The organism is Phenylobacterium sp. RIFCSPHIGHO2_01_FULL_69_31, assembly GCF_001824475.1.
GTDB lineage: Bacteria > Pseudomonadota > Alphaproteobacteria > Caulobacterales > Caulobacteraceae > Phenylobacterium.
Genome location: NZ_MHXN01000010.1, coordinates 1 through 18,600, shown reverse-complemented (window position 1 = coordinate 18,600; position 18,600 = coordinate 1). Strand labels below are relative to the sequence as shown.

The window sequence follows — 18,600 nt, the reverse complement described above, 5'->3', positions numbered from 1 at the left end:
GAAGGGACTTCAGAGATGGCCGAGACGATGGTGAAGACGCGTTGGGTCTATGCCTTCGGCGGCGGGTCGGCCGACGGCGACGCCTCGATGAAGAACCTGCTGGGCGGCAAGGGCGCCAACCTGGCGGAGATGTCGTCGCTGGGCCTGCCGGTGCCCCCGGGCTTCACCATCACCACCGAGGCCTGCACCCACTATTACGCCAACGAGCGGGCCTATCCGGCCGGCCTGAAGGAACAGGTGGCCGAGGGCCTGAAGAAGGTCGAAGAGCTCACCGGCAAGCGCTTCGGCGACGCGGCCAATCCGCTCTTGGTCTCGGTCCGCTCGGGCGCCCGCGCCTCGATGCCGGGGATGATGGACACCGTCCTGAACCTGGGCCTCAACGATGAGACCGTGGAGGGGCTGGCCAAGCTCTCGGGCGACCGCCGCTTCGCCTTCGACAGCTATCGCCGCTTCATCCAGATGTACTCGAACGTGGTGCTCGACCTGGATCACCACATGTTCGAGGAGATCCTCGACGACCATAAGGACCGCCTGGACGTCCACGTGGACACCGGCCTTACCGCCGAGAACTGGGAAGCGGTGGTCGCCGACTACAAGCGCGCCGTCGAGGACGAGCGCGGCGAGCCCTTCCCGCAGGATCCCAGCCAGCAGCTCTGGGGCGCCGTCGGCGCCGTGTTCGCCAGCTGGATGAACGACCGCGCCAAGTTCTACCGCCGCATGCACGACATCCCCGAGAGCTGGGGCACGGCGGTGAACATCCAGTCGATGGTGTTCGGCAACATGGGCGACGGCTCGGCGACCGGAGTGGCCTTCACCCGCAATCCCTCCACCGGCGACAACCGTCTCTACGGCGAGTTTCTGATCAACGCCCAGGGCGAGGACGTGGTGGCGGGCATCCGCACGCCCCAGCCCCTGACCAAGGTGGCGCGCGAGGAGATGGGCGACATCAACCCCTCGATGGAGGAAGCGCTCCCTGAGGTGTTCGCCCAGTTCAAGGACGTGGTGGGCAAGCTGGAAACCCACTACCGCGACATGCAGGACATCGAGTTCACGGTCGAGCAGGGCCGGCTCTACATGCTGCAGACCCGCAACGGGAAGCGCACGGCCAAGGCGGCGCTGAAGGTGGCGGTCGACCTGGCCAACGAGGGCCTGATCAGCAAGTCCGAGGCCGTCATGCGCGTCGAGCCGGGCTCCCTGGACCAGCTGCTGCACCCGACCATCGACCCCGCCAGCCCGCGCGACGTGATCGCCACGGGCCTGCCGGCCTCGCCCGGCGCGGCCACCGGCAAGGTGGTGTTCACGGCGGAAGAGGCCGAGAAGCTGGGCGGCTCGGGCGAGGCGGTGATCCTGGTGCGCGAGGAGACGAGTCCCGAGGACATCCGTGGCATGGATGCGGCCCGCGGCATCGTCACGGCCCGCGGCGGCATGACCAGCCACGCGGCCGTGGTGGCCCGCGGCATGGGCCGTCCCTGCGTCTCCGGCGCCGGCGAGATCCACATCGACGCCAAGGCCCGCGAATTCCGCGCTCGCGGCAAGACCATCCGCGAGTACGACATCGTCACCATCGACGGCTCGACCGGCGAGGTGCTGCAGGGCGCCGTGAAGATGATCGAGCCCGAGCTGTCGGGCGACTTCGCCGCCCTGATGGCCTGGGCCGACGAGGTCCGGCGCCTGAAAGTCCGCGCCAACGCCGAGACGGCGCTGGACGCCCAGACCGCCCGCCAGTTCGGCGCCGAGGGCATCGGCCTCTGCCGCACCGAGCACATGTTCTTCGACCCGGCGCGGATCGCGGCGGTGCGCGAGATGATCCTGGCCGACGACGTGGCCGGCCGGAAGGCGGCGCTGGCCAAGATCCTGCCCATGCAGCGGCAGGATTTCGTCGAGCTGTTCAAGATCATGGAGGGCCTGCCGGTCACCATCCGGCTGCTCGACCCGCCGCTGCACGAGTTCCTGCCTCACACCGAGGAGGACGTGCAGGCCGTGGCCGAGGCCACTGGCCTGGACGCCGCCAAGCTGCTGCGCCGGGCGCAGGAAATGCACGAGGTGAACCCCATGCTGGGTCACCGCGGCTGCCGCCTGGGCGTGTCGTACCCCGAGATCTACGAGATGCAGGTCCGGGCCATCATCGAGGCCGCCTGCGAGGTGGCCGCCGAGGGCCGCACCGCGCCGATCCCGGAGATCATGCATCCCCTCGTCGCCAAGGGCGAGGAGATGAAGTTCCTGCGCCAGCTGACCGACCGCACGGCCAAGGAAGTGCTGGCCGAGAAGGGCGTCGCCATCGAGTACATGGTGGGCACCATGGTCGAGCTGCCGCGCGCCGCCCTGCGCGCCGCGGACCTGGCCGAATACGCCGAATTCTTCTCGTTCGGCACCAACGACCTGACGCAGACGACGTTCGGCATCAGCCGCGACGACTCCGGCCGGTTCCTGAACGCCTATATCGAGAAGGGCATCTTCGAGAAGGACCCCTTCGTCAGCTTGGACCAGGAAGGCGTCGGCGACCTGATCAGGATCGCGGCGGAACGCGGCCGCGCCGCCCGCCCGGGCGTGAAGCTCGGCATCTGCGGCGAGCACGGCGGCGACCCGGCCTCGATCCAGTTCTGCGAGAGCGTCGGACTCGACTACGTCAGCTGCTCGCCCTACCGCGTGCCGATCGCCCGGCTCGCCGCGGCCCAGGCCGCGATCGGTGAGCGCGAGAAGGATCGCTAGCGCAGTTGCAGTTCCTCCCCCAGCGGGGGAGGAATTTCACTACCAGCTCCAGTCCTTCGCGCTCGTCCGGCAACCGCCGTCCTTCCAGCCGGTCCAGCCGCGGCCGCGCACCACCTGGCCGGGCCGGGCCGCGGTGGGCGCGCCGTTCGCCAACGCGAGCTGGCCGTTGACCACCACCTCGCTGACGCCGGTGGAGAACTGGTGCGGCTTCTCGAACGTGGCGTGATCCTGGATCGTCGCCGGGTCGAAGACGACCACGTCGGCGTAGTTTCCGATCTTGAGCTGGCCCCGGTCGCGGAGCCCGAGGTTGTGGGCGGGAAGGGCGGACAGCTTGCGGACAGCCTCGCCCAGGGTCAGCCGCTTCTCGTCCCGGACGTACTTCGCGAGCAGGCGGGCGAAGTTGCCGTAGGCGCGCGGGTGGGTGGACGACAGGGTGAACGGATCCTCGGGCGCCTGGGCCTCGGCGTCCGAGCCGAAGCTCATGTAGGGCAGGGCGACCTGGCGCGCGACGTTCGCCTCCGACATCGAGAAATAGACCACCTGCACGCGCGAGCCGTCCTCGATCACCAGATCGATGGCGGCGTCTTCCGGGCTGACGCCACGCGCCTTGGCCACCTCGGCCAGGGTCTTGCCAGTGAGCGGCTTCAGTTTCGGGTTCTTGAAGCCGACGAGCAGGGTGCCCTCGGCGCCTGCGCCGCGCTGCAGGTTCTCGAAATTGGGCGAGCCGGAGCGCATCTCCTCGATCACCTTGGCCCGTGTGGCGGGGTCCTTCAGGCGCGAGATCCAGGCCTCGACCCCGCCGGCCTGCACCCAGGTCGGCATGGCCGCGTCCAGGCCGGTGGAGCTGGCCGGGTAGGTGTACATGTCGGTGGTGATCCGCAGGCCAGAGGCGCGCGCCGCCTCGATCTTGGCTAGCGCCGCGTCCAGCTTGTCCCAGTTGGCCCGCCCCGACGCCTTCAGGTGGTAGATCTCGGCCGGCGCGCCGGAGTTGCGGGAGATCTCGATCAGTTCGTCGATGGCCTCGAGCAGCCGCGCGCCCTCCGAGCGCATGTGGCTGATGTACATGCCTCCGCAGCGCCCGGCCTCGGTGACAAGGGCCGTCAGCTCCGGCGTCTCGGCAAAGGTCCCCGGCGCATAGATCAGCGACGAGCCCACGCCCAGAGCCCCGTCCTCCATGGCCTTCACCACGATGGCCCGCATCTGCTGCAGCTGCGCCGGCGTGGGGTCCACGTCGCCTTCGCCCAGCACGTTCACCCGCACGGTCGCCGCGCCCACGAAAGAAGCGACGTTCACCGAGACGCCCTTGGTCTCCAGGAACCGCAGATATTCGTCCAGCGTGGTCCAGGTGATCGGATACTTGATGTCGCCCTGACGTTTGAGTTCCAGCGCCTTCATCTCGGGCGTCAGCGGGCCCATGGACGAGCCTTCGCCCATCACCTGCAGGGTCACGCCCTGGCGCAGCTCGGACTGGGCGCGTCCGTCCTGGATCAGGCTGTCCGTCGACCAGGAGAGCATGTTGATGAAGCCGGGGGCGATCGCCTTGCCCTTAGCGTCCACGACGGTCCTCGCCGTACCCGGACAGGCGCCGACGCAGGCGATCCGCTCGCCCCTGATGGCGACGTCCCCGCGGAGGGGCGCACCGCCGGTCCCGTCATAGATCTCGCCGTCCCGGACGATCAGGTCGTAGCGGGGCGCCGAACCCGCCGCCGAAGCTGTGAGACACAACACCATGGCGGTGGCGGCAAGCAGCGATTTCATACGGGACTCCCTCCGAGCGAGGGAGCCTAGCCTAACGCTTGCGGACGAACACCGTCCCCGCCGAATAGCCGGCGCCGAACGAGCAGATCAGGCCGGTCTCGCCCGTCTGGAAGTCGTCGCTGGCCTTGTGGAAGGCGATGATCGAGCCGGCCGACGAGGTGTTGGCGTATTCGTCCAGGATGATGATGTTCTCGCCGGGCGCGGGCTCCCGCCCCAGGACGCGCTTGCCGATCATCTCGTTCATGTTGATGTTCGCCTGGTGCAGCCACAGGCGCTTCAGGCCGTGCGGGTCGATCCCCAGGTCGGCGGCATGGTCCACGATCATCTCCGAGACCATCGGCACCACCTCGCGGAAGACCTTGCGGCCCTCCTGGACGAACAGCTTGTCGGGGGCGCCGATCCCTTCCGGGGCGGCGCGGTTCAGGAAGCCGAAGTTGTTGCGGATGTTGTTGGAGAACTGGGTCTTCAGGCGCGTACCCAGGATGTCCCAGCCGCCCGTGGCGTCCTCGGCGCGCTCGACGATTACGGCGGTCGCGACGTCGCCGAAGATGAAGTGGCTGTCGCGGTCGCGGAAGTTCAGGTGGCCCGAACAGATCTCCGGATTGACCATCAGCACGGCGCGGGCGCCGGAGGCCATGAAGTCGGCCGCCGTCTTGATCCCGAAGGTCGCGGACGAGCAAGCGACGTTCATGTCGAAGGCGAAGCCCTCGATTCCCAGAGCCTGCTGCACCTCGATGGCCATGGCCGGGTAGGCGCGCTGCATGTTCGAGGCGGCGCAGATCACGGCGTCGATCCGGCCGATGTCCTTGCCCCAGCGGGCGATGGCTTCCTGCGCCGCCGCCACGGCGATCTCGGCGAGGACCGAGATCTGGTCGTTCGGCCGTTCGGCGATGTTGGGGGTCATGCGCTCGGGGTCGACGAGGCCCGTCTTGTCCACCACGAAGCGGCTCTTGATCCCCGAGGCCTTCTCGATGAACTCGGCGGACGAGGAGGTCAGCGCCTGTAACTCGCCGGCGGCGATCGCCTCGGCGTTCCGGGCGTTGAAGCGCTCGACATAGGTGTTGAAGGTCTCGACCAGCTCGGCGTTCGAGAGGCTGTTCGGCGGCGTGTAGAGCCCCGTGGCGGCGATCACCGCATCGGTCATTCGGTTTCCTTCCGGACTTTGGCCGCCTGATTACCACGACCATTGCCGGCGTCACGGGGCGATGTGGCCGCAAGGCCACAGACACCGACTGAACATACCTTCGCCAAAGAACCGTCGGGCTCGGGCCGCGTTTGGCGTCGATCCCTGATGGGACTGGGCGGGCTGTCCAGAACGAGTACGGAGTTCCTCCCCAAAATGAAAAAAGCTCTCATCGCCACGGCCTCTTTGGCCGCTATCGCTGTCGTCCCCGTCGCGGCCCAGGCCCAGATCGCCTCGACCGCCGAAGTGCCCACGGGCGTCTACGCCAACATCCATGGCGGCATCGCCGATGGCGGCCAGGCCGACCTCGGCGTGATCGGCGGGCGGCTTGGCTATCGGTTCAACAACTTCCTCGGCGTCGAAGGCGAACTCGCCACCGGCCTGAAGAGCGACACGGACACCATCGGCGGCGTGGACGTGAACACGAAGCTGAAGCACTCGGCCGGCGTCTACGGCGTGGGCTTCCTGCCGGTCGGTCCGAACACCGACCTCCTGGCCCGCGTCGGCTACGGCACGACCAAGCTGCGCGCCAAGGCCGCCGGCGTCTCGGCCTCCGATTCGGAGGAATCCTGGAACTTCGGCGTGGGCGCCCAGCACCACTTCGATGGTCAGAACGGCGTCCGCGTCGACTTCACCCGCCAGGAGTTCGAGAACGACGCGGGCCACGCCAACGTCTGGACCGTGGGCTACACCCGCCGGTTCTAAGCCCTAGGGCTTCGGGCGCCGGCGCGTTCCCAGTCCCTCCCAGGGACGTCGGCGCCTGAAGGAAGGCCGCTCCCCGCGAGGGAGCGGCCTTTTCCTTGACCGGGCGGGGCCGGACGCCCACGGTCTTCGAAACGAAGGTTTGGGAGGGACCGCGATGAACGAGGCGTTCTTCGTTCAACTGGCGCTTTCGGCGGCGGCGGTCGGCGTGCTGGTCGGCATCGCGGCCTGGGCCAAGATCGCCAGGCCGGCCGGCCCCCTGGACGAACACAAGGCCCGCGGCCTGTTGGAATACGAGTTTCCGGGTCGTCGGCTGGACGCGGTGTGGGTCGCTTCCGACGGGGCAGGGGCCCTGGCGAAGTCGGGTGGGCTGGCCCTGGTGATCTGTCAGGTTGGCGACGGGTTTGCGGCCCGCCAGATCCCCTGGGCCCAGGCCATCTCGTCCAGTTTCAAGAACGGCAAGCTGTGCGTCGACCTGGCGGACATCGCCGCCCCCCGCGCCACATTGTCGCTGCCCGCCTGGCCGCCCAAGGACCTCGCCGCATGAAGGCCGAGTTCGACCCGGTCACCCTGGCGACGCCGTTCTTCATCCTCTCGATCATCCTGGAGATCGTGCTGGCGCGGATGGGGAAGGCGCAGGCGCGCTATGAGGCCAAGGACACCGCCGTCTCCCTCGGCATGGGACTGGGCTCCACGGTGGCGGGCGTGTTTACCGCCGGGCTGATCTTCGCCGCGACGGTCTGGGTCTACGAACACCGGCTGTTCACGATCCCCATGACGGCGATCTGGGCGTGGGTGGCGATCTTCCTGCTGGAGGACCTGACCTATTACGTCTTCCACCGGGTCAGTCACGAGCGGCGGTTCTGGTGGGCCAGCCATGTGAACCACCACAGTTCGCAGCACTACAACCTGTCCACGGCGCTGCGGCAGACCTGGACCGGCGGGGTGGCCGGAACCTGGCTGCTGTGGCTGCCCCTGGCCTGGCTCGGATTCCCCCCGGCGATGATCGCCATCCAGAAGGGGATCAGCCTGGTCTACCAGTACTGGATCCACACCGAGGCGATCCGCAGGCTGCCGCGCTGGTTCGAGGCGGTGTTCAACACACCGTCGCACCACCGGGTCCATCACGCGCGTAACCCATTGTACCTGGACAAGAATTACGCAGGCATACTGATCATCTGGGATCGTATGTTCGGCACCTTCCAGCCCGAGCTGGACGAGGAGCCCTGCCGCTACGGCCTGGTGAAGAACATGGCCACCTTCAACATCCTGCGGGTGGCGTTCCACGAGTGGGCCGGGATCGTACAGGACGTCGTCCGCCATCCCCGCCATGCCCTGGGTTATATCTTCGGGCCGCCTGGCTGGAGCCACGACGGCAGCCGGGAGACCAGCGCCATGATCAAGGCGCGCGCTGCGGAGGCGCCGGCTCAGCCTGCCGGCGCTATTCGGGAGGCCGCGTAAGGCTAGTCGCGAAGAAGCGGCAGGCTCAGTCCGCTGACCGGGCGGGCGCCGAGGATTTCGCGGCGGAAGCGGAACAGCTCGGCGGGGCGCCCGCCCGTCTCGGCGTCCAGGCGGCCCAGGCCCTCCACCAGCTCCGCCCGTTCCAGGGCCCGGCGGAAGTTCTGCTTGTGCAGGGGAACCCCGGCGATGGCCTCCACGGTCCGTTGCAGGGCCGAGAGGGTGAAGGCGTCGGGCATCAGTTCGAACACCACCGGGCGATACTTGAGCTTGCCGCGCAGCCGCCCCAGGGCCGTGGCGAGGATGCGCCGGTGGTCGGAGATCATGGGCTCGCCCAGCGCGGCCATCAGAGCTTCTGCGCGCGCCGGCGCGGCCTCGCCGCGGTCGCGCGCCGCCTCGGGGGCCAGGCCGGCCTCGTAGAGCAGCTCGTAGCGCTCCAGCACGCGCTCCTCGTTCCAGGGCGCGCCGTCCAGGGCGAACAGCAGCCGGGCCCGCGCCAGCTTCTGCGCGTCGTTGCCCGCCCAGGCCCGCAGGGCAGCCTCCACGGTGTCGAACGCCGCCGGTCGGCCGGCGCGCCAGTCCTCCCAGGGGAAGATCCGCGACCACGGCCGCCATTCGCTGCCGGCGAAGTGGGTGTCCACGGCGGCCGGCGCCAGGGCGAGATAGCCCACCGAGATCACCCGCGCGGCCGTGCTGCCGCCGCCGAGGTCCGCCAGCGGCGCGTCGCGACCCTTGTCGCCGAAGGTGTAGAGCTGCTCGACATAGCCGAGGTCGAAGCGCGTCTGCTCGGTCACGAAGGCGCGGAGCGCCAGCTCGAACGTGCGGTGGCCGTCGGGATCGAAGGGCCCGAAGGGCAGGCCGAGATCGCCGCCGACCGCCTTCTGGCGGACGGTCAGGACGACGGCTTCGCCCTCCTTGATGGCCACCACCACCGCCGACAGGCCGATGACGAGCGAGCTGGTCATTCCGTATCGAACGCCTGGGCGTGGGCCACGTAGCCGGCGGCCTCCGACAGGACTTCGAACCGGCGGACGTAGTGCGCCTGGGCCTCGAACGGCGCCTGGGGCTCGATCGTCAGCGTGTAACCGGCGGGGGGCGCGCCGAAGAAGTCCAGGCTCTCGGCGTGGCTGAAGCCGGCCAGTTGGGTGGCCTCGAAGAAGGCGCAGGCGCGGTCGGCCTGCTTGATCAGCTTCTTGATGGCCAGGGGCGTCTTCGCCGGCAGGCCGAAGCGGACGTGGATGGCCGTCTCCAGCCGCTCCTCGAAGACCTTGTAGTCGACGCCCAGGGCCGCCTTGAACGGGCTGATCATGTCGCCGATCACATATTCAGAGGCGTCGTGCAGCAGGGCGGCCAGCCGCCAGCGGGGCTCGATGTCGGGCTGGATGTGGGCGACGATCTCCTCGACCACCACGGAATGCTGGGCCACGGAGAAGGCGTGCTCGCCGACGGTCTGGCCGTTCCAGCGCGCCACCCGGGCGAGGCCATGGGCGATGTCCTCGATCTCGATGTCCATGGGGGAGGGGTCGAGCAGGTCCAGGCGACGGCCCGAAAGCATCCGTTGCCAGGCCCGGGGCGCCTCCTTTGTGCGACGCAGCCCTTTCCTCACGGGCGTATTCCTTTCACTGTCGAGATCGTGAACTGGCCCAGGGACTGACAAAGATCAATCCGGGCCGTTTCAGCATAGGGGATGATGGGGCGTGAAAGGGATGCACACATGAGTTGGGCCCGCATCATGGCGCCGCTGTCGGGCGGCCAGGGCGACGCCGCCGCGGTGAAGGCCGCCGCGATGATCGCCGCGCCGTTCGGGGCGGAGCTCGCCTGCGTCTACACCCCGGCCGACGTGGCCGACGTCATGCCCTGGATGGGCGAGGGCTTCCTGGGCGGCGTCCAGACGACGGCGCTGGAGTCGCTCAAGGAGGCCACGGCCGCCGGCGAGATCAACGCCCGCAAGGCGGCCGAGGGGGCCAACTATGCCAAATCCCAGTTCGTGGCGCTGCAGACGCCGGTCTGGGCCGGGCTTTCGGCCGAGAGCCGCCTGTCCGACGTGGTCGTCTTCACCAATGACCCGGCGCGAGGCCGCGGGCCGCTGGCCGAGGCGTTCCAGCAGATGGTCGCCGACGAACAGCGCCCGGTCCTGGTCGCCCGCGAGGGCCTGAAGGTCGGCGGCGTGATGGCCGTGGCCTGGGACGGCGGCAAGGAAGCCTCCCGCGCGGCGCGCCTGGCCACCCCGCTGCTGGAAAAGGCGTCCAAGGTGGTGATCATCGCCGCGCCCAAGGCCAGCTCGCGCACGTTCGATCCCGCCCGGCTGCAGAGCTACTACGCCGCCCGGGGCGTTACGTCGGAAGTGCAGCTTCTCACCGACAGCGGCGACGCCGCGCCGGCCATCCTGCACGCCGTGGCGGCGGCCGGCGCCGATATCCTGGTGGCCGGCGCGTTCGGCCATCCGCGGCTTCAGGAGTTCATCTTCGGCGGGACCACCCGCACGCTGTTGAACTCGGACAGCCCCAGCCTGTTTCTCTCACACTAGAACTCTTATCTGACTGCCAGGAGGTGATTTCATGTCCCTGTCGCGCATCGTGATGCGGCTCGCCCGCAACCCCGGGACCGAATTCGCCGGGGGAGACGACCACCGCGGCTATTCCCTGACCGCTCCGCTCACCCCGGACGGCATGCTGGACGAGGCCGCCTACGGGAAGGCGCGCGACGCCTGCACCGTCCGTCGCTTCGCCCCGGACGAGGACCCGATCGACGGCCGGCTGGCGCGCAAGGGCCAGCGCTGGTTCTTCGACTACGACGAGGACGACGCGGCCGACAACGAGCCGGTTCACCGCCTTGGCCAGCACCGGTTCGCCGTGGGCGAGTACGTGACGGTCACGGACGAAGACGGCCGGCCGCTGACCTACAAGGTCGTCGAGGTGCAGCCGGCCGCCTGACCGACCTCAACCCTCGCGCTTCATCCGCGCCTGGCGGGCCGTTTCCAGCGGATTCGGCTCCAGGCTTCCGAACGAGCCCGTCTGCACGGGCCCTGCGGGCTCGTACACGCTGAGCGTCGCGCCCTTGGGCGAGACGGCGGTGCGGGTGAGTGTGAGGGAGGTCGGGGCGGCGCGCTCGCCGAAGAGGCGCTTCCCGCGGCCCAGGATGACCGGATAGGTCATCACCCGGAACTCGTCGATCAGTCCCTCGGCCATCAGGGTCTGCAGCAGGTCGCCGCTGCCCTGGGTAAGCAGCGTGGGTCCGTCCTGCTGCTTCAGCCGGGCGACGTCGGCCGCGGCGTCGGTGAGCGCCACCGAATTGGCCCAGGTCATCGGTGCCCCCGTCCGCGTGGCGACATACTTGGTGACGCGGTTGAACGGAGCGGCGACGGGGTGCTCTTCCGGCATGAAGGGCCAGTAGGCGGCGAAGATCTCATAGGTCTTGCGGCCGAGCAGCAGGTCAAAAGGTTCCGCGAACAGTTCGCCGACCCATCCGCCGTTCACGTCGTCGGAGTGTGGCCAGAGCCAGCCGCCGAAGCGAAAGCCGCCCGTGGGGTCTTCCGTCGGCATGCCCGGGCCCTGGATGACGCCATCGAGGCTCACGAACGCCGCGGCGACAACCTTTCTCATCCTGCTGCTCCAATCTGGACGTTTGCAACAAGGACGGGCCGACGCCTGCCGACCCGACAGGCGCGCAGAAATATCCGTAAGGAGCGGTCAGACCCCGCCGTTCTTACGGACCAGCTTCTTCACATCGGGATAGAGGTCTTCGCCGTCCGGGCCTCCGGACTTGGAGCGGACGACGGCCACCGTCAGCGGGCCTCGCTTCGGCCCACCAGCCTCATAGCCGACGAAGCGATAGCCGTCGGGCAGATCGCCGCCCGTATAGATGAAGGTGGCGCGGAGCCCCCGCTTCTCGGGATTGAGCGCCTCGCCGCGGAGGCGGACGTCGCGGCGCACGCGGATCGTGGCCGTATCTTCGTCGGCGTCGATATTGACGGGGCCCACCCGGATGTTGGCGGTGTCGTCGCTGTCGTTGGCCACGATGTGGATCCCCGGCAGGTCGATGCGCGTGGTCGAGCCTTCGCCCTCGGTGACCACGGTCTTGCCGTTCTTCATCTCGACGTTCACGGCGTCGACGGCCTTGCCGTCGACCTTGAGGTCGAGGTCCAGGCCCTTGGTGTCGGCGGCGGCCTGTTTGGCGGCCGCATCGGCGGCCGCCGCGGAAGCGGCGGAACCGCCGGCCGCGGCGCCCGTCGCCGCGCCCGCGGCGGCCTGCTGTTCGGGCGTCAGGCGGTTGGCCAGAAGATTGGTTTCGATGGCCGCCAGCGTGGAGTCCACGCCGCCCTGGGTCGACACGAGTTGCAGGGTGACCTCGGCGCCGCCTTCGGCCGCATAGGTGCAGGTCTTGCCGTCCGACGAGGCGGAGGTCCGCGTCAGATCGCCCTGCTTCATGGGGCACTCCAGCGCCGCGCGCGCCGCCGGGACCTTGGGGCCGCACGCCGCGGCGGTCAGGGCCATGGCCGAGGCGCAGGCGAGATATAGCGGCTTCATGAAAAAGGGCTCCGTCCGTTCCTTCGAAAAGGTGGTCGGAGCCCTTCGAAAAGGCGAGTGAATTCGGCGTAACGCCGAGGGTTACTGCTGGCCTGGCCGGGCCGCGCCCTCGCGCCGCGCCAGGAACGCCAAGCGCTCGAACAGGTGCACGTCCTGCTCGTTCTTGAGGAGCGCGCCGTGCAGCGGCGGGATCAGCTTGGTGGGGTCCTTCTCCGCCAGCATGTCGCCGTCGATGTCCTCGACCATCAAGAGCTTCAGCCAGTCCAGCAGCTCGGAGGTAGAGGGCTTCTTCTTCAGGCCCGGCACCTTGCGCATGTCGTAGAAGATGCGCAGCGCCTCGGCGACCAGCTTGTTCTTGATCCCCGGATAGTGGACGTCGACGATCTCCTGCATCGTCTCGGCGTCGGGGAAGCGGATGTAGTGGAAGAAGCAGCGGCGCAGGAAGGCGTCCGGCAGCTCCTTTTCGTTGTTCGAGGTGATGATCACGATCGGGCGGACGGCCGCCTTGATCGTCTCATTGGTCTCGTAGACGTAGAATTCCATCCGATCGAGCTCCTGGAGGAGGTCGTTCGGGAACTCGATGTCGGCCTTGTCGATCTCGTCGATGAGCAGGACGGGGCGGCCGCCGTGTTCGAACGCCTCCCAGAGCTTGCCCTTCTTGATGTAGTTCTTGACGTCCTTGACCCGCTCGTCGCCGAGCTGGCTGTCGCGCAGGCGGGTCACCGCGTCGTACTCGTAGAGGCCCATGGTGGCCTTGGTGGTCGACTTGATGTGCCAGGTGATCAGTTCGGAGCCGAGCGCCTTGGCGATCTGCTCGGCCAGGACCGTCTTACCGGTGCCGGGCTCGCCCTTGATCAGGAGCGGGCGCTCCAGTGCGATGGCGGCGTTCACCGCCACCTTGAGGTCTTCGGTGGCGACGTAATCGTCAGTTCCCTCGAAACGCAGACGGCTCATCTAGGCTCCCCGCGCGGGCGCCAAGCCCACGTTCGAACAGTTGTTTGTCTGCGCCAGACTATAGTCCTGCACCGGATGTTCAAGCGGGTTCGCCTGTCCGTAACGGCAACGGACGGCCCATTGCGGGCGCGCGAGACGCGGAATAGTGCTTGGACCGGGCAGGCCGCTCTTTCGAGGTCATCGGATTGAACCTGGCGATCCTTCAGGCGCGGATGACGTCCAGTCGGCTCCCCGGCAAGGTCATGGCCCCGGTGCTGGGCGAGCCGATGATCGGCCGCCAGCTTGAACGGCTGGGCCGCTCCGCGCGGATCGGTCGCATCGTCGTGGCCACCAGCACCGACCCCTCCGACGATCCGCTGGCCGACTATGTGGCCGGCCTTGGGCATCCGGTCTTCCGCGGCTCGCTGACGGACGTGCTGGCCCGCTTCGCCGGCGCGATGGCCCTGGTTCCCGACGCCGACACGATCGTGAGGCTGACGGCGGATTGCCCGCTGGCGGACTGGCGCGTGATCGACGCGACCATCGACCACTTCCGCGACACCGGCGCCGACTACGCCAGCAATACGCCTGCCGTCCGCACCTATGCGCACGGGCTGGATACCGAGGTGATGCGCCGCACGGCGCTGGAGGCGGCGTGCCGCGAGGCCACCGACCCCTATGAGCGAGAGCATGTGACGCCGTTCATCTATCGGCGGCCGGGCCGGTTCCGCCTGGCCTACCTCTCGCAGCCGGTGTCGCAGGCGCACCTGCGGTGGACGGTGGATCTGCCCGAGGACCTGGCCTTCGTCCGCGACGTTTACGAGCGGCTCTATCCGGGCAATCCGGCCTTCACGAGCGCCGACGTCGCGGCGCTGGAACACAACAGTTCGGGAGCCGTGGCATGAGCGCGCCACAGATCGTCCTGCGGCCCGTCGAGGCCGCCGACAAGGCCCAGCTCCGCACCTGGCGGAACCTGCCGGAGATCTCGGCCTGGATGTACAGCGATCACGAGATCTCGGAGGCCGAGCACGAGCGTTGGTTCAACGCGGCCATGGCGGATCCCGCGCGCAAGTACTGGATCATCGAGCTCGATGGCCGCCCCGTGGGGCTGGCGAACCTGTACGACATCGCCCCGGCGCATCGGAAATGCTCGTGGGCCTACTACCTGGCCGACCCCGCCACGCGGGGGAAGGGGGTGGGGGCCTTCGTGGAGTTCCAGGTGATCGAGCACGTCTTCGCCGACCACGGCCTCAACAAGCTGTGCTGCGAGGTGCTGATCGGCAACGAGGCGGTGTGGAAGCTGCACGAATCCTTCGGCTTCCAGCGCGAGGCCCTGCTCCGCGCCCATGTCTGGAAGCACGGCCAGCCGCTGGACGTGGTGGGGCTGGGCCTGCTGGCCGAGGACTGGGCGCGCGTGCGCCCGACCAGCCTGGCCCGCCTGCGCGAGAAGGGCTTCGACCTCGCCTAGCTGCGCGCGCGGCCGTCCGGTCGGGCGTAGCCCAGGTCGGCAAGGTCGGCGTCGTCGACCTTCTTGGCTTCGAAGTTGGTGAAGTCGTCCTCGCCGCCTTCCACCGACAGCGCATCGCCCGTCTCTTCCAGGCCATCGATGTCAGACGCGGCGACCCGGCTCTCGTCGAAGCCGTCCTCGGGGCCCTGGCCGTCGAGATCGTCCTCGCGCTCGGCGGTGGCGGCGCGATAGTCGAGCTCGTTGTCTTCCTCGGTGTCGCCGTCGTCGATGGCCTCGGGGTCGAACTCGTCCGCGTCGAGTGCGAGCGCCTCGTCTTCGTCACGGTCGCCGGCGAGCTGGGTCAGATCCTCGACCTCCGGCAGTTCCTCGAACGTGCGCTCCTCGCCGAGGCCGCTTCCGTCGTCGTCGAGCAGGGCGTCGTAGGCCTCTGCGCCTTCCTGGCCGTCCAGGTCGGGGGATTCGGACATCTCCGGGCTCCTCGCATCCGGCGCCGGAGCGGCGCCTGGGCGATCAATCCCTGGGCGCGGTCAGCGTTCCGCGGCGAACGCTTCCACGGCCTCTCCGACGGAAGCCATGACGGGCTCCCAGTTGCCGAAGGCGGTGGCGGTGAAGGTCCGGACCTGGGGGTACCAGGGGAAGCGGGCCGTCCCCAACCGTGTCCAGGAGCCCGGCGTGGAGATCAGCCAGGTCGGCGCGCCGGCGGCCGCAGCAAGGTTCAGCGTGGCGTTCTGGAAGCCCACGACCAGGTCCATGGCCGCGCAGAGGGCGGTCACGTCGTCGAGGTCCTGCTTCAGGTCGATCCCCGGCGGCGTCCAGATGCGCACGCCATAGTCACGTTCGGCCTGGGCGATCTCCTCGGAGCAGTCGCCGTACTGCAGGTTCACCAGAGTGACGCCCGGGGCCCGCAGCACCGGCGCCCACGCCGCGAAGGGCGAGAAGAAGCGGTGGCGGGCGCCGTTGTGCAGGTTGCTCTTCCAGAGCAGCCCGACCTTCACGCCGGCCGGCGCCTTGGCCAGTTCGGCCCGCCAGTAGGCGACGCGTTCCGGGTCCGGCGTCAGGAAGCCGACGCGCTCGGGGAAGGCGCCCGTGGTGCGACGGAACTCGCGCAGCAGGGAGGCCATCGGCGTCCAGAGGTCGTAGGCCTTGAAGTCGGTGACGAAGGGCAGGGTGCGATAGGTGCGGCCGGCCTTGAGGTAGGTCGCGTGCGCGCCGACCGTGGCCGTCGGGAAGCTGCGCTGGAACAGCGTCACCAGCCGCGGCTCCACGGCGATGGTCAGCCTGCCCTCGGGGCCCAGCGCCTCGATCACGTCCGGCAGCAGGTTGGCGAAGAGCACTTCGTCGCCCAGCCCCTGCTCGCCGACGACCAGCAGCGACTTGCCGCGCAGGTCCGCGCCGGGCGCCCAGCGCGCCACGTCGACCAGGAAGTGGGTGACGTCGGGATGCGCCGGGTGAAGGCGGGCCTCGTACTCTTCCCAGCCCTCGGCGATGCGGCCGAGGGCGATCAGGATCGTCGACAGCGACAGGCGCATCATCTGCCGCTCGTGGTCGGCCATCTCGTGCCGCAGGGCGCTTTCGCAGAGTGCGAGCGCCTCCTCGGCGTCGCCCTGGGACAGTCTCGCGTTGCCGAGGTTGTAGCGGGCCTTGGCGAAGCTCTCGTTGAGGCGGACGGCTTCGCGGAAGAAGACCTCGGCGTTGGCATAGTCGCCCTGTTCGGCCATCACCGTGCCCATGGTGTTCCAGAGCATGGCTACTTCGGGATTGGCCACGATCGCCGGCCGCAGCAGTTCGATAGCCTCGCCGTAGGCCAGGCGGTCGCGCAGGACGCAGGCGAGGTTGTTGGCGCCCTCGTGGTGGCCGGGGAAGCGGGCCAGGAAGTGGCGGAAGAACTTCTCCGCGTGGTCCTTCATGTCGAGGCGGTAGGCCAGGCGGCCGAGATCGTTGGCGACCTCGGCGTGATCGGGCAGGAGGCGCAGCGCCGTCTCATAGGCCGTGATGGCCGAGCCGAAGTCGCCGGCGCGCTCGCGGCTGATGGCCAGCAAGTACCAGCCGAAGCCGTTGGTCTCGTCTTTTTCCAGCGCCTTGAGGGCCCACTCGGCGCCCTCCTGGTGCTTCTCCGCGTTGAGGGCGGCGACCGCGCGGTCCAGCATCGGCTTGACCGCCAGGGCGCGCAGTTCGCCCATCGCCTGGGTCAGCTTGGACAGCGCCTCCTTCGAGCCGGCTTCGCCCATGGGGCCGCCCACCATCCGGGCGGCGCTGGCCGCGGGCCCCACAGCGCTCTCGAGCGCGAGGGCGGACGCAGCGCTGGGCGGGGCCTTGATGGACATCGGGCGGAGACTCCGGAGGATGGTCCGCCAGATGCCCCGATCATGCTTAATTCCCGCTTAAGGCCTGCGGCGAAGTGGGCCGGCAATCCGGCGTTAACGCTCCGTCGATAAGCGTGGGATGCGTTCGGACCGAAGGAGGGCGAATATGGTTCACACGAATCGCTTCGCCGATTCACAGGCTCCGAAAACAGGGGGCGGGACGTGCCGCTGAAGCTGTCACTGAGGCCTGGTGAGAAGTTCGTCCTGAACGGCGCTGTCGTTCAGAACGGCGACCGCCGGGCTGTGCTCGTCCTCCAGAACAAGGCTTCGGTCCTTCGCGAGAAGGACATCATGCAGCCCGACGAGGTTCAGACGCCCGCGCGGCGGATCTACTTCCCGGTGATGATGATGTACCTCGACGAGGGGGGCGCCGAACGCCACTACGACGAGTTCGTGCGCCGGCTGACCGAGTTCATGGGGGTGATCACGAACCCCTCGGTGCTGGCGGATTGCGTGAACATCTCGAAGCACTGCATGGCGCGCGAGTACTACAAGGCGCTGATGCTCTGCCGGAAGCTCATCGAGTACGAAGACGAAAGGCTGGGGAATGTCCCTTCAGGCGTATCAACAGGCGGCGACGCGGGCTGAAAACCCCCGCGACATGGAATACCGCCTGTTCGCGCAGGTGACCCGCGCGCTGATGGAAGCCGCCGCCCTCGATCGTACGGAGGTCGGCAAGCGCGTCGACGCGCTCGACTGGAACCGCCGGATGTGGGCGACGCTGGGCACGGATTGCGCCAACCCCCAGAACGGCCTGCCGGCGCCGTTGCGGGCCTCGTTCATCTCGCTCAGCATCTGGGTCAGCAAGCACACCACCCTGGTCATCCGGAACCAGGAGGAGATCGAGCCCCTGATCGAGATCAACCGCATGATTATGCAGGGCCTCGCCAGCCAGGGATCCCAGGCCGCGGCCTGACGCCCGACCGCTTCGTAGGTTTCAAAGGCCGCGGCGACCCCGCGGCCTTTTGCTTGCGCGCCATGTGGTCGGCAGGTCCTGCCGGGCTGCAGAAATGGCTAATGGCGACGGTCCAAACGGCGCACGCTGATATCCGGAAATAGCAATAAAAACAACATTCTGAGGCGGTCCTGGCGTGGTTAATCCTGGCCTGGGACTTGCTTGGTCGTGCATGGGCGAAAAATCGCCCGCCGGCAGAAGTCCGGACAACCCCTCCAGAATGGAAGGATCTACCCATGGCCAACTCGGTCAACACGAACGTCAGCGCGATGATCGCGCTGCAAAACCTGAACATGACCAATGCGGATCTCAACAAGACGCAGGGGAGGATCAACACCGGACTGAGGATCGCCAACGCCAAGGACAACGGCGCTGTCTGGGCCATCGCTCAGAACCAGCGTGCGACGTCCCAGTCGTTGAACGCCGTCCGCGAGTCTCTGCAGCGCGGTCAATCCACGGTGGACGTGGCCATCTCGGCCGGCGAAACCGTGTCGGACCTGCTCCTTCAGATGAAGGAAAAGGCCCTGGCCGCCGCCGACGCCTCG

General features: G+C 68.4%; 20 protein-coding genes. 11 read left to right on the top strand and 9 right to left on the bottom strand.

Annotated elements, in window-relative coordinates; translation table 11 throughout:
* Positions 1 to 15 precede the first annotated feature (15 nt).
* Complete coding sequence (gene ppdK / locus A2790_RS07410; protein WP_293389356.1) at positions 16 to 2,709, top strand: pyruvate, phosphate dikinase; 2,694 nt, start codon at positions 16 to 18, stop codon at positions 2,707 to 2,709.
* Positions 2,710 to 2,748: 39 nt separating this feature from the next.
* Here the strand turns inward: ppdK and A2790_RS07405 are convergent, their stop codons facing one another.
* Together A2790_RS07405 and A2790_RS07400 are read right to left on the bottom strand one after the other, a co-directional pair.
* Positions 2,749 to 4,467, bottom strand: coding sequence for a D-aminoacylase (locus A2790_RS07405; protein WP_293389354.1), 1,719 nt, complete (start codon positions 4,465 to 4,467; stop codon positions 2,749 to 2,751).
* 31 nt (positions 4,468 to 4,498) lie between these two features.
* Positions 4,499 to 5,611, bottom strand: a complete 1,113-nt coding sequence (locus A2790_RS07400) for a beta-ketoacyl-ACP synthase III (protein WP_293389351.1) — start codon at positions 5,609 to 5,611, stop codon at positions 4,499 to 4,501.
* Between the two features lie 195 nt (positions 5,612 to 5,806).
* On the opposite strand from A2790_RS07400, the gene A2790_RS07395 reads away from it, so the two are divergent.
* The 3 genes from A2790_RS07395 (at position 5,807) to A2790_RS07385 (ending at position 7,813) form a co-directional block, all read left to right on the top strand.
* Positions 5,807 to 6,355, top strand: coding sequence for a porin family protein (locus A2790_RS07395; RefSeq protein ID WP_293389348.1), 549 nt, complete (start codon positions 5,807 to 5,809; stop codon positions 6,353 to 6,355).
* A gap of 154 nt (positions 6,356 to 6,509) precedes the next feature.
* Entirely contained in the window at positions 6,510 to 6,899 is a 390-nt protein-coding gene (locus A2790_RS07390) for a hypothetical protein (protein WP_293389345.1), read from the top strand.
* Positions 6,896 to 7,813, top strand: coding sequence for a sterol desaturase family protein (locus A2790_RS07385; RefSeq protein ID WP_293389341.1), 918 nt, complete (start codon positions 6,896 to 6,898; stop codon positions 7,811 to 7,813). Before A2790_RS07390 ends, A2790_RS07385 begins: the two co-directional genes overlap by 4 nt.
* A gap of 2 nt (positions 7,814 to 7,815) precedes the next feature.
* Here the strand turns inward: A2790_RS07385 and A2790_RS07380 are convergent, their stop codons facing one another.
* The gene (locus tag A2790_RS07380; protein WP_293389339.1) at positions 7,816 to 8,775 is read right to left on the bottom strand and encodes an NAD regulator; all 960 of its coding nucleotides are present in this window, start codon (positions 8,773 to 8,775) and stop codon (positions 7,816 to 7,818) included.
* Entirely contained in the window at positions 8,772 to 9,365 is a 594-nt protein-coding gene (locus A2790_RS07375) for an HD family hydrolase (RefSeq protein WP_068878577.1), read from the bottom strand. The genes A2790_RS07380 and A2790_RS07375 overlap by 4 nt, the downstream gene beginning before the upstream one ends.
* Positions 9,366 to 9,524: 159 nt before the next feature.
* On the opposite strand from A2790_RS07375, the gene A2790_RS07370 reads away from it, so the two are divergent.
* Both A2790_RS07370 and A2790_RS07365 read left to right on the top strand, forming a co-directional pair.
* Positions 9,525 to 10,337 (top strand): universal stress protein, encoded by an 813-nt coding sequence (locus A2790_RS07370; protein WP_293389336.1) that lies wholly within the window; start codon positions 9,525 to 9,527, stop codon positions 10,335 to 10,337.
* 31 nt (positions 10,338 to 10,368) lie between these two features.
* On the top strand, positions 10,369 to 10,743 hold the full coding sequence (locus A2790_RS07365) for a hypothetical protein (protein ID WP_293389333.1): 375 nt from the start codon (positions 10,369 to 10,371) through the stop codon (positions 10,741 to 10,743).
* Between the two features lie 6 nt (positions 10,744 to 10,749).
* Here A2790_RS07365 and A2790_RS07360 read toward each other — a convergent pair whose 3' ends face one another.
* The 3 genes from A2790_RS07360 to A2790_RS07350 all read right to left on the bottom strand — a co-directional run bounded on the left by A2790_RS07360 (position 10,750) and on the right by A2790_RS07350 (position 13,290).
* Positions 10,750 to 11,412 carry a dihydrofolate reductase family protein gene (locus tag A2790_RS07360; RefSeq protein ID WP_293389331.1) on the bottom strand — a complete coding sequence of 221 codons (663 nt, stop codon included), beginning with the start codon at positions 11,410 to 11,412 and terminating at the stop codon, positions 10,750 to 10,752.
* An 87-nt stretch (positions 11,413 to 11,499) separates the two neighbouring features.
* Entirely contained in the window at positions 11,500 to 12,336 is an 837-nt protein-coding gene (locus A2790_RS07355; protein ID WP_293389329.1) for a hypothetical protein, read from the bottom strand.
* Between the two features lie 81 nt (positions 12,337 to 12,417).
* Complete coding sequence (locus A2790_RS07350; protein ID WP_293389327.1) at positions 12,418 to 13,290, bottom strand: MoxR family ATPase; 873 nt, start codon at positions 13,288 to 13,290, stop codon at positions 12,418 to 12,420.
* Between the two features lie 185 nt (positions 13,291 to 13,475).
* Between A2790_RS07350 and A2790_RS07345 the strand changes: the two genes are divergently transcribed.
* Positions 13,476 to 14,174: a glycosyltransferase family protein gene (locus A2790_RS07345; RefSeq protein ID WP_293389325.1), complete on the top strand. Its 699-nt coding sequence runs from the start codon at positions 13,476 to 13,478 to the stop codon at positions 14,172 to 14,174.
* Positions 14,171 to 14,737, top strand: coding sequence for a UDP-4-amino-4,6-dideoxy-N-acetyl-beta-L-altrosamine N-acetyltransferase (gene pseH, locus A2790_RS07340; protein ID WP_293389323.1), 567 nt, complete (start codon positions 14,171 to 14,173; stop codon positions 14,735 to 14,737). Before A2790_RS07345 ends, pseH begins: the two co-directional genes overlap by 4 nt.
* Here pseH and A2790_RS07335 read toward each other — a convergent pair.
* On the bottom strand, positions 14,734 to 15,204 hold the full coding sequence (locus tag A2790_RS07335; RefSeq protein ID WP_293389321.1) for a hypothetical protein: 471 nt from the start codon (positions 15,202 to 15,204) through the stop codon (positions 14,734 to 14,736). The two genes, pseH and A2790_RS07335, sit on opposite strands and share 4 nt — an antisense overlap.
* Positions 15,205 to 15,264: 60 nt before the next feature.
* Complete coding sequence (locus A2790_RS07330) at positions 15,265 to 17,061, bottom strand: tetratricopeptide repeat protein (RefSeq protein ID WP_293389319.1); 1,797 nt, start codon at positions 17,059 to 17,061, stop codon at positions 15,265 to 15,267.
* Positions 17,062 to 17,262: 201 nt separating this feature from the next.
* On the opposite strand from A2790_RS07330, the gene flbT reads away from it, so the two are divergent.
* The 3 genes from flbT to A2790_RS07315 form a co-directional block, all read left to right on the top strand.
* Positions 17,263 to 17,688, top strand: coding sequence for a flagellar biosynthesis repressor FlbT (gene flbT / locus A2790_RS07325; protein WP_068878587.1), 426 nt, complete (start codon positions 17,263 to 17,265; stop codon positions 17,686 to 17,688).
* Positions 17,648 to 18,016 carry a flagellar biosynthesis regulator FlaF gene (flaF, locus tag A2790_RS07320; protein WP_293389317.1) on the top strand — a complete coding sequence of 123 codons (369 nt, stop codon included), beginning with the start codon at positions 17,648 to 17,650 and terminating at the stop codon, positions 18,014 to 18,016. The genes flbT and flaF overlap by 41 nt, the downstream gene beginning before the upstream one ends.
* Before the next feature lie 275 nt (positions 18,017 to 18,291).
* The coding region (locus A2790_RS07315) for a flagellin (protein WP_293389315.1) at positions 18,292 to 18,600 on the top strand (309 nt) is incomplete at its 3' end.

What these genes read in the sequence shown, in the direction of transcription:
- A2790_RS07355 (WP_293389329.1), bottom strand. Translation starts at nt 12,336, where the DNA reads ATGAAGCCGCTATATCTCGCCTGCGCCTCGGCCATGGCCCTGACCGCC.
- A2790_RS07385 (WP_293389341.1), top strand. Translation starts at nt 6,896, where the DNA reads ATGAAGGCCGAGTTCGACCCGGTCACCCTGGCGACGCCGTTCTTCATC.
- flaF (WP_293389317.1), top strand. Translation starts at nt 17,648, where the DNA reads ATGTCCCTTCAGGCGTATCAACAGGCGGCGACGCGGGCTGAAAACCCC.
- A2790_RS07335 (WP_293389321.1), bottom strand. Translation starts at nt 15,204, where the DNA reads ATGTCCGAATCCCCCGACCTGGACGGCCAGGAAGGCGCAGAGGCCTAC.
- ppdK (WP_293389356.1), top strand. Translation starts at nt 16, where the DNA reads ATGGCCGAGACGATGGTGAAGACGCGTTGGGTCTATGCCTTCGGCGGC.
- A2790_RS07375 (WP_068878577.1), bottom strand. Translation starts at nt 9,365, where the DNA reads ATGCTTTCGGGCCGTCGCCTGGACCTGCTCGACCCCTCCCCCATGGAC.
- A2790_RS07365 (WP_293389333.1), top strand. Translation starts at nt 10,369, where the DNA reads ATGTCCCTGTCGCGCATCGTGATGCGGCTCGCCCGCAACCCCGGGACC.
- A2790_RS07400 (WP_293389351.1), bottom strand. Translation starts at nt 5,611, where the DNA reads ATGACCGATGCGGTGATCGCCGCCACGGGGCTCTACACGCCGCCGAAC.
- A2790_RS07350 (WP_293389327.1), bottom strand. Translation starts at nt 13,290, where the DNA reads ATGAGCCGTCTGCGTTTCGAGGGAACTGACGATTACGTCGCCACCGAA.
- pseH (WP_293389323.1), top strand. Translation starts at nt 14,171, where the DNA reads ATGAGCGCGCCACAGATCGTCCTGCGGCCCGTCGAGGCCGCCGACAAG.
- A2790_RS07370 (WP_293389336.1), top strand. Translation starts at nt 9,525, where the DNA reads ATGAGTTGGGCCCGCATCATGGCGCCGCTGTCGGGCGGCCAGGGCGAC.
- A2790_RS07395 (WP_293389348.1), top strand. Translation starts at nt 5,807, where the DNA reads ATGAAAAAAGCTCTCATCGCCACGGCCTCTTTGGCCGCTATCGCTGTC.
- A2790_RS07405 (WP_293389354.1), bottom strand. Translation starts at nt 4,467, where the DNA reads ATGAAATCGCTGCTTGCCGCCACCGCCATGGTGTTGTGTCTCACAGCT.
- A2790_RS07390 (WP_293389345.1), top strand. Translation starts at nt 6,510, where the DNA reads ATGAACGAGGCGTTCTTCGTTCAACTGGCGCTTTCGGCGGCGGCGGTC.
- A2790_RS07360 (WP_293389331.1), bottom strand. Translation starts at nt 11,412, where the DNA reads ATGAGAAAGGTTGTCGCCGCGGCGTTCGTGAGCCTCGATGGCGTCATC.
- A2790_RS07330 (WP_293389319.1), bottom strand. Translation starts at nt 17,061, where the DNA reads ATGTCCATCAAGGCCCCGCCCAGCGCTGCGTCCGCCCTCGCGCTCGAG.
- A2790_RS07380 (WP_293389339.1), bottom strand. Translation starts at nt 8,775, where the DNA reads ATGACCAGCTCGCTCGTCATCGGCCTGTCGGCGGTGGTGGTGGCCATC.